The sequence below is a fragment of the Streptomyces capparidis genome (genome assembly GCF_054782095.1).
The window spans coordinates 85,043-97,258 of sequence record NZ_BAAGTD010000035.1; the positions used below are offsets into that span (position 1 = coordinate 85,043).

At 74.4% G+C, this 12,216-nt stretch carries 9 protein-coding genes; 4 read left to right on the forward strand and 5 right to left on the reverse strand.

The window, feature by feature from the left end:
• The first annotated feature begins 40 nt into the window (after positions 1 to 40).
• Entirely contained in the window at positions 41 to 853 is an 813-nt protein-coding gene (locus ACYVO2_RS25405) for an MBL fold metallo-hydrolase (RefSeq protein ID WP_461010299.1), read from the forward strand.
• 43 nt (positions 854 to 896) lie between these two features.
• On the forward strand, positions 897 to 1,736 hold the full coding sequence (locus tag ACYVO2_RS25410) for a DUF3097 domain-containing protein (RefSeq protein WP_461010300.1): 840 nt from the start codon (positions 897 to 899) through the stop codon (positions 1,734 to 1,736).
• Between the two features lie 43 nt (positions 1,737 to 1,779).
• Here ACYVO2_RS25410 and hemW read toward each other — a convergent pair whose 3' ends face one another.
• From hemW to lepA, 4 genes are all read right to left on the reverse strand, one after another.
• Positions 1,780 to 3,012, reverse strand: a complete 1,233-nt coding sequence (gene hemW / locus ACYVO2_RS25415) for a radical SAM family heme chaperone HemW (protein ID WP_461010301.1) — start codon at positions 3,010 to 3,012, stop codon at positions 1,780 to 1,782.
• Positions 3,013 to 3,081: 69 nt separating this feature from the next.
• A complete protein-coding gene (locus tag ACYVO2_RS25420; protein ID WP_461010302.1) occupies positions 3,082 to 4,908 on the reverse strand; it encodes a SpoIIE family protein phosphatase in 1,827 nt (608 codons plus the stop codon).
• Between the two features lie 290 nt (positions 4,909 to 5,198).
• A complete protein-coding gene (locus ACYVO2_RS25425) occupies positions 5,199 to 7,091 on the reverse strand; it encodes an AMP-dependent synthetase/ligase (protein ID WP_461010303.1) in 1,893 nt (630 codons plus the stop codon).
• Between the two features lie 252 nt (positions 7,092 to 7,343).
• A complete protein-coding gene (lepA, locus tag ACYVO2_RS25430) occupies positions 7,344 to 9,218 on the reverse strand; it encodes a translation elongation factor 4 (protein ID WP_461010304.1) in 1,875 nt (624 codons plus the stop codon).
• A 322-nt stretch (positions 9,219 to 9,540) separates the two neighbouring features.
• On the opposite strand from lepA, the gene rpsT reads away from it, so the two are divergent.
• Both rpsT and ACYVO2_RS25440 read left to right on the forward strand, forming a co-directional pair.
• On the forward strand, positions 9,541 to 9,807 hold the full coding sequence (gene rpsT / locus ACYVO2_RS25435) for a 30S ribosomal protein S20 (protein WP_461010305.1): 267 nt from the start codon (positions 9,541 to 9,543) through the stop codon (positions 9,805 to 9,807).
• A gap of 279 nt (positions 9,808 to 10,086) precedes the next feature.
• A complete protein-coding gene (locus tag ACYVO2_RS25440) occupies positions 10,087 to 10,989 on the forward strand; it encodes a hypothetical protein (RefSeq protein ID WP_461010306.1) in 903 nt (300 codons plus the stop codon).
• A gap of 169 nt (positions 10,990 to 11,158) precedes the next feature.
• Here the strand turns inward: ACYVO2_RS25440 and holA are convergent, their stop codons facing one another.
• Entirely contained in the window at positions 11,159 to 12,160 is a 1,002-nt protein-coding gene (gene holA / locus ACYVO2_RS25445) for a DNA polymerase III subunit delta (RefSeq protein ID WP_461010311.1), read from the reverse strand.
• Positions 12,161 to 12,216: the final 56 nt, after the last annotated feature.

Consider the following 12,216-nt stretch of genomic DNA (forward strand, 5'->3'; position numbering starts at 1 on the left):
CCGGAACCGTATCGGCCTCCGCTCGGATTAGCGTCGTGGCGTGCAGAAGCGACAGCGGAGCGGGCCCGGCGGCGGCCCGCGGGAACGGTGGCGGGAACGGTGGGCGGAGCTGGGCTGGGAGCCGCTCGCGCCCGGGGTGGCGCGGCGCAGGCTGCCGGGTCTGGACGCCACCGCGGGGGTGGTGGCCGGGGAGAACGGGCTGCTGGTGGTGGACACCGGCGGCTCCCTGGAGGAGGGCGAGGCGCTGCGGGAGTCGCTGTTTTCGGCCACCGGGCGCCGGGTCACCCATGTGGTGCTCACCCACGGGCACTTCGACCACTGCTTCGGCACGGCCGCGTTCGCCGGGGCCGAGGTGCACGGGCAGCGCGGGCTCCCCGGGTACCTGGACGGCGAGGACCTGGCCGCCGACGCGGTGCGGTGGGGCACCGACCCCGCGGCGGCGCGCCGGGCGGCCGCGGCGCTGGTCCCGCCGGGGCACCTGGTGGACGACGCGGCGGAGGTGGACCTCGGCGGGGTGGTGGCGCGGCTGGTGCACCCCGGGCCCGGGCACACCGGGCACGACCTGGCGGTGGTGGTGCGGGACGCGGGGCGGACCGTGGTGTTCTGCGGCGACCTGGTGGAGGAGTCCGGCGAGCCGCAGGCCGGGCCCGACGCCGTGCCGGGGCACTGGCCGGCCGCGCTGGACCGGCTCCTCGCCGAAGGCGGGGACGGGGCAGGCGGGGACGGGGCGGCAGGCGGGGACGGGGCGGGCGGCGGGGCGGTCTACGTGCCCGGGCACGGGGCCGTGGTGGACGCCGCCTTCGTGCGGGCGCAGCGGGACGCGCTGGCCGCCCGGTTCGGCGTGTCCCGCTGACCGGCCCCTCCCGGCCGGGCCGCGCTTGTCTATCGTCTGACGGATGCGGAGCAGAAGCTGGGGCGGGGAGCACGGGCCGGACCTGACTCCCCCGTGGAAGCGGCGGCGGCCCGTGCCCGAGGTGGAGGCCGAGACGGGCCTGGTGGTCGAGGAGGCCGCCACCGGGTACTGCGGTGCGGTGGTGGCGTGCGAGAAGACCGCGCAGGGGCTGACGGTGACGCTGGAGGACCGCTTCGGGCGGCACCGGGTCTTCCCGATGGAGCCGCGCGGGTTCCTGCTGGACGGGAAGGTGGTCACCCTGGTCCGGCCCTCCGCCGCACCGGCGCGGCGCGGCCCGCGGCTGACCGCGTCCGGGTCGATCGCGGTGCCGGGCGCGCGGGCGCGGGTGGCCAGGGCGGGCCGCATCTACGTGGAGGGGCGGCACGACGCGGAGCTGGTGGAGCGGGTGTGGGGCGACGACCTGCGCGTCGAGGGCGTGGTCGTGGAGTACCTGGAGGGCGTGGACGACCTGCCGGAGATCGTGCGGCGGTTCGCGCCGGGGCCCGGGGCACGGCTCGGGGTGCTGGTGGACCACCTGGTCCCCGGGTCGAAGGAGTCCCGGATCGCGGCGGGCGTCACCGGGGAGCACGTGCTGGTGGTGGGCCACCCGTTCGTGGACGTGTGGGAGGCGGTCAAGCCGTCGTCGGTGGGGATACCGGACTGGCCCCGGGTGCCGCGCGGCGAGGACTGGAAGCGGGGCGTGTGCCGGGCCCTGGGCTGGCCGGAGGACACGGGCGCGGCGTGGCGGCGCATCCTCGGCTCGGTCGCGTCCTACCGCGATCTGCGCCCGGAGCTGCTGGGCCGCGTGGAGGAGCTGATCGACTTCGTGACGGCGGAGGGCTGAGCCGGGGAGCGGGCGGGGTGCGGCCGCTGCCCGCCCCGCTCCCTCAGTCCACCAGCTCCCGCACCACCCCGTCCGCCAGCAGGCGTCCGCGCAGGGTCAGGACGGCGCGGCCCTCGGTGAAGGGGGCCGGCTCCAGCAGGCCGTCGGCGAGTGCGCGCCGCGCCGCGCGCAGGCCCGCGGGGGTGAGGACGTCCAGGGGGCAGCCGTCGGACAGGCGCAGCTCCAGCAGGATCCGCTCCACCCGGCGGTCCTCCGCGGACAGGATCTCCCGGCCCGCGCCGGGGGAGCGGCCCGCCGCCAGGCGGCCGGCGTACGCGGCGGGGTGCTTGACGTTCCACCACCGCACGCCGCCGACGTGGCTGTGCGCGCCGGGACCCGCGCCCCACCAGTCCGCGCCGGTCCAGTACAGCTCGTTGTGGCGGCAGCGGGCCGCCCGGTCCGCCGCCCAGTTGGACACCTCGTACCAGGCCAGGCCCGCGGCGCCGAGCGCCTCCTCGGCGATGAGGTACCGGTCGGCGTGCGTGTCGTCGTCCACGGGCGGGATCTCGCCGCGGCGGATGCGGCGGGCGAGCCCGGTGCCCTCCTCCACGATCAGCGCGTACGCGGAGACGTGGTCGGGCCCGGCGCCGAGGGCCGCGTCCAGGGAGGCCCGCCAGTCGTCGTCGGACTCGCCGGGCGTGCCGTAGATCAGGTCCAGGTTGACGTGGGTGAAGCCGGCCGCCCGCGCCTCGGCGACGCAGCGCTCGGGCCGGCCGGGGGTGTGGCGGCGGTCCAGGACCCGCAGGACGTGCTCGCGGGCGCTCTGCATGCCGAAGGAGATCCGGTTGAAGCCCGCGGCGCGCAGCTCGGCGAGGTAGGCGGGGTCCACCGACTCGGGGTTGGCCTCGGTGGTGACCTCGGCGTCCGGGGCGAGGGAGAACTCCTCGCGGACGGCCGCGAGCACCCGGCCCAGGTCGGCGGCGGGCAGCAGGGTGGGGGTGCCGCCGCCGACGAAGACGGTGCTGACCGGGCGGTCGTCGTCGCCCAGCACCTTCCTGGCCAGCCGCACCTCCTCCGCGACGGTGGCGGCGTAGGTCTCCTGGGAGGTGGCGGCGCCGCCGGCGGAGCGCAGCTCGGCGGCCGTGTAGGTGTTGAAGTCGCAGTACCCGCAGCGGGTCGCGCAGTAGGGCACGTGGACGTAGAAGCCGAGCGGCCGCTGCCGGGCGCCGTCGAGGGCGTGGGCGGGCAGCGCGCCGTCCGGCGGGACGGGCTCGCCGTCGGGCAGTGCGGAGGGCATGGTCCCCATTGTCCGGCATCCGCGGGACGGCCGGGGCGGGGTGCGGGCGGGGCGGGGTGCGGGCGGGGGTCAGGAGCCGGAACGGTTCGGCTGGCCCTTCGGGTCCGCGGCCCGCAGCACCAGCACCGCCAGGTCGTCCTTCAGCGGCCGGGTGCCGAAGCCGTGGACGGTCCCGCGGACCCGCTCGGCGACCGCGTCGGCGTCCAGGCCCGCGCAGGAGGCGAGCAGGTGCCGCAGGCCGTCGCCGTCGTCCAGTTGCCGGCCGTCGTCGTCGCGCCGCTCGGTGACCCCGTCGGTGACGCACAGCAGGGTCTCGCCCGGCGTCAGCGTGAAGGACCGCTCCGGGTACCGCGCGTCCCCGTCGATCCCCAGCAGCAGCCCGGACTCCCCCACGGCCGCCACCTCGCCGTCCGCGCGCAGCAGCAGCGGCAGCGGGTGGCCCGCGCTCGCCAGGGTGACGGTGCAGGCCCCCGTGTCGTCCGGGCTCGGCAGCAGCTCGCCGAAGAGCAGGCTGAGGAACGGCGGGCCCTCGGCGTCGTCCCGCTCCGCAGCCTCCCGCTCCGCGCCGTCCTGGATCATGGTGCGGTTGAGCCGCTGCACCACCTCGGCCACGCCCCGGCCCTCCCGGGCAAGCAGCCGCACCACGTTGCGGGCCAGGCCGGTGACGGTGGCCGCCTCCGGGCCGTTGCCGCACACGTCGCCGAGCGCGAAGCACCAGCGGCCGTCGCCCGCGGGGAACACGTCGTAGAAGTCGCCGCCGACGTCCAGGCCCTCGCCGCCCGCGGGCTCGTACACCACGGCGCTGGTCAGGCCGGGGACGTCGGCCATGGCCGGGGGCCGCAGGCCGCGCTGGAGCACCCGGCTGATGCGGGCCTGGTGGCTGTACCTGCGGGCCGTGCCGAGGGCCTGCGCCACCCGCCGGGACAGGTCCTCCACCAGCCGCAGCACCTCGCCGGCGACCGGCGGCACCCCGGCCCTGCCCACGACCAGGGTGCCGTGGCAGCGGCCGTCGTCGGCGACCAGCGGGCAGGCCAGCGCGGAGCCGCCCGGGTCGTGGCCGGGCAGGTCGCCGGGCCAGGGCCGGGGGATGCCGCCGGGGTGCTCCCACCGCGGCGGTGGCGGCTCCTTCTCCAGCACCGAGCGCAGCGCCTCGGCGCGCCGCTCGTCCAGGTGCCGCACCCGGGCCAGCCGGGACCCCTCGGACTCCTCGGTGAGCCACACCGCGCACCAGTCGGCGAGCCCGGGCACCAGCAGCCCCGCGGTCAGCGCGGCGATGGCGTCCTCGTCCAGTTGGCCCGCGAGCAGGTCGCCCGCCTCGGCGAGGAACGCCAGCGAGCCGCGGCTGAACCGGTCCAGGCCCGACCCGCGGTCGCGCAGGGGCGCGGGCGCGAGGATCTCGGCGATGCGCAGCTCGCGGCGGAGCGGCACGTCGTCCTCGCCGGTGCGGGGCGTTCCCGGCGGCTCGGGCTCCGCCTGGAGCCGGAACCACACCGCCTTGCCCGCGTGGTGGTAGCCCACGCCCCAGGACTCGGCGAGGAAGTCCACCAGGCGCAGCCCCCAGCCGGTCTTGGTGCCCTGGTAGTCGCGGGCCATCCGCCCGGGGTGGTGGTCGGCGACCTCGACGCGGAGCCTGGCCGGGGCGTCCGCGCAGTCCCACCGGCAGCGCAGCTCCACGTTGGTGCGGGCGTGCACCACCGCGTTGGTGACCAGCTCGCTGGTGAGCAGGACGGCGTCGTCCACGAGCCCGTCGCTGATGCCGTGCGCGCCGGGGGCGCCGAGCGCGGTCCACTCGGCGAGGGCCGCCCGCACGAATCTGCGGCCCGCCGACGCGGCGAGCTGGTTGCAGGGGAGGCTGGTGCGGGCGGCGTATTCCCGCGGCGGTGGTTGCGGACCCACGTGTCGCTCCGGGACGGATGAGGGCGCGGTCTGATGCGCCGTTCGAGGTGACGCAATGGTGACAGACCGAGCGTGCCTATAAGCGACAAGTCACGGAAGCCGTTGGCCAGGTATTGCGTTGGAGTGACGTTCTTCTCCCCCGCCGCCGCGCGGCCGCCGGGCCTGCGCCGCCGTGTCCCGGGGGTCCGCTCTCCCCGGGGTCGTCCGTCCGGTGTGTTCGGGGGTGCGTCGGAGCGCGCGTCGCCGACCGCGCGCTCCCGGCGCACCACGTTTGTGCTGCCGAGGACCCCTCAGTCCTCGCGCGTACCGGCGTACATCTCCTCGATCAGCTCCCCGTAGTGCTTCTCGACCACGGCTCGCTTGAGCTTCAAGCTCGGGGTGAGTTCGCCGTGCTCGACGTCGAGGTCGCGCGGCAGGATCGCGAACTTCTTGATCGTCTGCCAGCGCTGGAGGTCGCCGTTGAGGCGCTGCACATACCCGTCCACCAGCTCCCGGACGGCCTGGTGCCTGACGAGATCGGCGTAGGACAGATCACCGAGCTCGTTCTCCCGCGCCCACGCGGTGATCGACGGCTCGTCGAGCGCGATCAGCGCGGTGCAGTAGTTGCGCCCGGCGCCGTGCACCAGGACATTGCCGACGAACGGGCAGATGGCCTTGAAGCGCCCCTCGACCTCCGCCGGGGCCACGTACTTGCCGCCGGAGGTCTTGATGAGGTCCTTCTTGCGGTCGGTGATCCGCAGGAAGCCGTCCTCGGAGATCTCGCCGATGTCGCCGGTGTGCAGCCAGCCGTCCGGCTCCAGGACCTCGGCGGTCAGCTCGGGCAGGCCGTGGTAGCCCTGCATGATGCCGGGGCCGCGCAGCAGGATCTCGCCGTCGTCCGCGACCCGCATCTCGGTGCCGGGCAGCGGCTTGCCGACCGTGCCGGTGCGGTAGTTCTCCGGGTTGACGTGGCTGGGGCCCGCGGTCTCCGTCAGGCCGTAGCCCTCCAGGATGTTGATGCCGGCGCCGGCGAAGAAGAAGCCGATGTCCGGGGCGAGCGCGGCGGAGCCGGAGACGCAGGCGCGCAGGTTGCCGCCGAAGGCCTCGCGGAGCTTGGCGTAGACGAGCTTGTCGGCGAGGGCGTGCTTGGCGGACAGGCCGAACGGGGCGGACGCCGTGCCGGTGCGCCGCTGGTTCTCCTGGGTGACCTGTGCGTACTCGCGGGCCACCCCCACCGCCCAGCGGAAGATCTTGTACTTGGCGTCGCCGCCCTGCCGGGCCTTGGCCGCCACGCCGTTGTAGACCTTCTCGAAGATCCGCGGGACGGCGCACATGAAGGTGGGCTGCACCACCGGCAGATTCTCGATGATCTTGTCGATGCGGCCGTCCACCGCCGAGACGTGGCCGATGCCGACCTGCCCGGACAGCAGCGCCTTGCCGAAGACGTGCGCCAGCGGCAGCCACAGGTACTGCACGTCGTCCCGGTTGACCAGGTCGATGGCCTCGATGGCGCGGGCCAGGTACGACCAGGTGTCCTGCTTCAGGCGCACCCCCTTGGGCCGGCCGGTGGTGCCCGAGGTGTAGATGAGGGTGGCGAGCTGCTCGGGGCGCAGCGCGGCGATGGTGTCCGTCACGCAGTCGGGGTGCTTCTCCAGGTGCTCGGCGCCGCGCCGCTCCAGCTCCGCGAGGGTCAGCACCCACTCGCCGTGCTCGGCGCGGTCCACGCCCGCGTCGTCGAGGAGCACCACATGGGCCAGCTCGGGCAGCTCGGCGCGGTGCGCGGTCGCCTTGGCCAACTGCTCGGCGTCCTCGGCGACCAGGACCCGGCTCGCGGAGTCGGCGAGGACGTAGGCGCTCTCGGCGGCGTTGGTGGACGGGTAGATCGTGGTGGTGGCCGCACCGCCGCACAGGATGCCGAAGTCGACGAGGATCCACTCCAGGCGGGTGTTGCTGGCGATGGCGACGCGCTCCTCGGGCCGCACCCCCAGCGCCATCAGGCCCGCGGCGATGCGGAAGACCCGCTCGGCCGTCTGCGCCCAGGTCAGGGTGCGCCACTCGTCGGGGCCGCCGCCCGGTGCGGGCACGGGGTGGCGGAACGCCTCCGTGTCCGGAGTCTCGCGTACGCGGTCGAGGAAGATCGCCGCCACGGAGGGGGGCCGGTTCTCGATCCGGCTCGCGATCGACGTCTGGGCGGGTGCGCTCACTTCAACCTCCGGTGCCCGGGCGCTTCGTTGCTTAACCGGCCAGTAACCAGTCCGGGACGATCAGGGTAAGGGCGCGGAGCCCGCCGCGTAAGGGCCCGGCGGCGGGCTGTTGCGTGGGGGGTACACGGGAGAGGTGAGGCGCCGGTGCAGGGGGTGGCGGCGGCTCCCCGGCCACGTCCGCCCGGTGGCCGCGCCGGACGTGCGGCGCCGCCCCGGCCCGTGGGCGGGCGGGGCGGCGCCGGGGGCCGTGCCCTACTTCTTCTTGCTGTCCGCGGGGCCGTCGGAGTCGGTGGAGAGCGCGGCGATGAAGGCCTCCTGGGGGACCTCGACGCGGCCCACCATCTTCATCCGCTTCTTGCCCTCCTTCTGCTTCTCCAGCAGCTTCCGCTTGCGGGAGATGTCACCGCCGTAGCACTTGGCGAGCACGTCCTTGCGGATCGCCCGCACCGTCTCGCGCGCGATGACCCGCGCCCCGATCGCCGCCTGGATCGGCACCTCGAACTGCTGCCTGGGGATCAGCTCCCTCAGCTTGGACGCCATCTGGACGCCGTAGTTGTACGCCTTGTCCTTGTGCACGATCGCGGAGAAGGCGTCCACCTTGTCGCCGTGCAGCAGGATGTCCACCTTCACCAGGTCGGACTCCTGCTCGCCGGTGGGCTCGTAGTCCAGGGACGCGTAGCCGCGGGTCTTGGACTTCAACTGGTCGAAGAAGTCGAAGACGATCTCCGCGAGCGGCAGCGTGTAGCGCAGCTCGACCCGGTCCTCGGACAGGTAGTCCATGCCGAGCAGGCTGCCGCGCCGGGACTGGCACAGCTCCATGATCGCGCCGACGAACTCGCTCGGCGCCAGCACCGTCGCCCGCACCACCGGCTCGCGCACCGAGGCGATCTTCCCCGTGGGGTACTCGCTCGGGTTGGTCACCGTGTGCTCGATGCCGTCCTCCATGAGGACCTGGTAGATCACGTTGGGCGCGGTGGCGATGAGGTCGAGGTTGAACTCGCGCTCCAGGCGCTCGCGGATGATCTCCAGGTGCAGCAGGCCGAGGAAGCCGCAGCGGAAGCCGAAGCCGAGCGCGGCGGAGGTCTCCGGCTCGTACACCAGCGCGGCGTCGTTGAGCCGGAGCTTGTCCAGGGCGTCGCGCAGCAGCGGGTAGTCCGAGCCGTCCAGCGGGTACAGGCCGGAGAACACCATCGGCTTGGGGTCCTTGTACCCGCCAAGCGCCTGGGTGGCGCCCTTGTGCAACTGGGTGATCGTGTCGCCGACCTTGGACTGGCGGACGTCCTTCACACCGGTGATCAGATAGCCCACCTCGCCGACGCCCAGGCCGTCGGACGCCTTGGGCTCGGGCGAGATCACGCCGATCTCCAGCAGCTCGTGCGCGGCGCCGGTGGACATCATCTGGATGCGCTCGCGCCGGGAGAGCTGCCCGTCCACCACCCGCACATAGGTGACGACGCCGCGGTAGGCGTCGTAGACGGAGTCGAAGATCATCGCCCGGGCGGGGGCGTCGGCGACGCCCACCGGGGCGGGCACCTTGTCCACGACCACGTCGAGCAGCTCGGCGACGCCCTCGCCGGTCTTGGCGCTCACCTTGAGCACCTCCGACGGGTCGCAGCCGATGATGTGGGCCAGCTCGGCCGCGTACTTCTCCGGCTGAGCCGCGGGCAGGTCGATCTTGTTGAGGACGGGGATGATCGTGAGGTCGTTCTCCAGCGCCAGGTACAGGTTGGCGAGCGTCTGCGCCTCGATGCCCTGGGCGGCGTCCACCAGCAGGACCGTCCCCTCGCAGGCCGCGAGCGACCGGGAGACCTCGTAGGTGAAGTCGACGTGGCCGGGGGTGTCGATCATGTTCAGGATGTGCGTGCTGCCCGCGTCGGCGCCCGTCGTGGGCGCCCAGGGCAGCCGCACCGCCTGGGACTTGATGGTGATGCCGCGCTCGCGCTCGATGTCCATGCGGTCGAGGTACTGCGCGCGCATCTGGCGCTGGTCGACAACGCCGGTGAGCTGGAGCATGCGGTCGGCGAGAGTGGACTTGCCGTGGTCGATGTGCGCGATGATGCAGAAATTGCGGATCAGAGCCGGGGCGGTACGGCTCGGTTCCGGCACATGGGTCGGGGTCGCGGGCACGCGGGGTCCAGATTCTGTTCGGTCCGCCGCCGGGCTTCCCGCCCGGCCGGCTCGGGGCCGGGGGCGGCGGGTGCGGCGGACGGTGCTGTCTGATCGATCCGTCGCCCCCATAGTCCCATGTCCGGCCTCCGGCTGTCCGCGCCGGTCGGCACGGCGGCCGGGGGCCGCCGCACCGGCGACCCGCCGCCCCGCCGGGGCGGGCGCGGCGGCGTGGTTTTGGGGGCCGTTCCCGCCTGCTGGTAGCCTGTCCCACTGCGCCTCGCGCCCTCTTCCGCGACGCGCGCGACGAAATCCACTACTCACTTGGTTCGAGGCTCTCAACGTGGCGAACATCAAGTCCCAGATCAAGCGCAACAGGACGAACGAGAAGGCGCGGATGCGCAACAAGGCGGTCAAGTCCTCGCTGAAGACCGCCATCCGCAAGACCCGCGAGGCCGTCGAGGCCGGCGACACCGCCAAGGCCACCGAGCTGATGCGCGAGGCGTCGAAGAAGCTCGACAAGGCGGTCAGCAAGGGCGTCATCCACAAGAACGCCGCCGCCAACAAGAAGTCGGCGCTGGCCCACCGGGTCGCCTCCCTCCAGGGCTGACCCCTCCGGCCCGCGCGGGCCGGAACCTTCCGTACCTGCCGTACGCCACTGCTCGTACGTCAGCGCCGGACCGGAACGGGCGGCCCTCTCACTCGCCCCCGGTCGGCGCCCCGGCGCGGCACGCGGCCTGCGTTCGCCACGCGGGTGCCTGCGCCACACGGAGTCCACACCAAGCCCCGTCCGCAACCGAACGGTCACCTTCGTACCGGGTTGGTCACCTTCCCGGCCATGTTGGTCACCGGAACGGACGGGGCTTTGGCGTGCCGGTATCGTCGCGGCATGTCCACGCCGCCTGAGCAGCCAAGCGCCTACCCGTACCCCAATCCGCACACCCCGGGTGGTTACGGGTCCCCGCCGCCGAGCCAGCCGCCCGGCATCCCGGGCCAGCCCGGGCAGTCCCCCCTCCCGCCCCAGGGACAGCCCGCGCAGCCCAACCCCTACGCCCAGGCCCCCACCCAGGCGGGGCAGCCCGGCGTCCCGAACCCCTACGCCCAGCCGATGCCCTCGCCGTACGGGCCCGCGGGCGTGCCCGGCCAGCCCGCCCCCGGCACCGGCTCCGGCGGTGGTGGCGGCGGCGGGCGCAAGGTGCTGTGGGCGGTGCTGGGCGCCGCGGTGGCGTCGGTGCTGTGGGGCGGCGGCCTGGTCGGCTTCCAGTTGCTGGGGAGCGACGACGAGCCCGACCTCGGGGCGTACACGCTCAAGGACGACCTGTGCCAGTCCTCGGACATATCCGCCCTCAAGGAGGAGTACCCCGAGGAGGACGACGACCCGAGCCACGACTCCGTCAAGCACAGCGCGCTCGACACCATGAATTGCAGCCTGTCGCTGAAGCGCACCGGCGACTCGTTCGCCAACGCCTATGTGACGATCAACGTGGACCTGCACAAGGAGACCGACCCCTCGGCCGAGTTCGACGCGATCTGGCAGGGCTACGAGCAGCGCGAGGGCGACTACAAGGTCGAGGCGGTGGACGGGCTCGGCGACAAGGCGTACCTGGTGACCTCGGAGCCGACGGCGGACCGCTCGTACGCGTACGCCTACCTGGCGGTCCGCGACGGCTGGATGACGTACTCCATGTCGTGGAGCGACTACGGCGAGGAGGACGAGATCCCCTCGCTGTCCGACATCACGCCGAAGATGCGCAAGGACACCGAGGCCACGCTGGGCAAGCTCCGCTCGTGACGACCGCGGCGGCGGGCCGGCCGGTCGTACTTCGCCCGGAGGCGCCCTGCCCGCCCGTACCCCGCTCGGCCGCGCCCCGCCCGGCGGCGCGCCCGCCGCGGGGCGAGGCCGCTCCCGGCGGGTCACGGGCCACGGGTCCGGAGCGCGCCGTCCGGCCCGCCCCCGGCGCTCAGTACCGGGCGCCGGAGCGGGACGAGCGGGCGGCCTGGGCGACCACGACCACGGCCCGCTCCAGCGCGTAGGCCGGATCGCTGCCGCCGCCCTTGACCGCGGCGTCGGCCTCGGCGACGGCCTTCAGGGCGGCCGCGACGCCGTCGCCCGTCCAGCCGCGCATCTGCTGCCGCACCCGGTCGATCTTCCACGGCGGCATGCCCAGCTCCCGCGCCAGGTCGCCCGGGCGCATGCCGCGCGGGGCGGTGGCCAGCTTGCCGATCGCCCGCACCCCCTGCGCGAGCGCGCTGGTGACGAGCACCGGGGCCACACCCACCGCCAGCGCCCAGCGCAGTTGCTCCAGCGCCTCGGCCGCCCGGCCCTCCACCGCCCGGTCGGCGACGGTGAAGCTCGACGCCTCGGCGCGGCCGGTGTAGTAGCGGGCGACCACGCTCTCGTCGACGGGCCCCTCCACGTCGGCGGCGAGCTGGGCGCAGGCGCTCGCCAGCTCCCGCAGGTCGCTGCCTATGGCGTCCACCAAGGCCCGGCAGGCGTCCTCGGTGGCGGAGCGCCCGGCGGTGCGGAACTCGCCCCGCACGAACGCCAGCCGCTCGGCCGGCTTGGTCATCTTCGGGCAGGCGACCTCACGGGCCCCGGCCTTGCGGGCCGCGTCCAGCAGCGCCTTGCCCTTGGCGCCCCCGGCGTGCAGCAGCACCAGGACGATCTCCTCCACCGGCGCGGCCAGGTACGCCTTGACGTCCTTGACCGTGTCCGCGGACAGGTCCTGCGCGGAGCGGATCACCACCACCTTGCGCTCGGCGAACAGCGAGGGGCTGGTCAGCTCCGCGAGGGTGCCGGGCTGCACCGCGTCCGGGGTCAGGTCGCGCACGTCGGTGTCCGGGTCCGCCGCCCTGGCCGCCGCCACCACCTGCGCGACCTCGCGGTCGAGCAGCAGCTCCTCCTGGCCCACGGCGAGCGTCACCGGGGCGAGGGGGTCGTCGTTCGTCGTCTTCCTGGCCATCACGGCCCAGCATCCCACGACGAGCGGACACTGCCGGGCGGGCGGGGGTGGGGGTG

Bases quoted from the DNA above. Each gene is read 5' to 3' on its own strand.
- holA (WP_461010311.1), bottom strand. From the start codon at position 12,160: ATGGCCAGGAAGACGACGAACGACGACCCCCTCGCCCCGGTGACGCTC.
- ACYVO2_RS25410 (WP_461010300.1), top strand. From the start codon at position 897: ATGCGGAGCAGAAGCTGGGGCGGGGAGCACGGGCCGGACCTGACTCCC.
- hemW (WP_461010301.1), bottom strand. From the start codon at position 3,012: ATGCCCTCCGCACTGCCCGACGGCGAGCCCGTCCCGCCGGACGGCGCG.
- ACYVO2_RS25440 (WP_461010306.1), top strand. From the start codon at position 10,087: ATGTCCACGCCGCCTGAGCAGCCAAGCGCCTACCCGTACCCCAATCCG.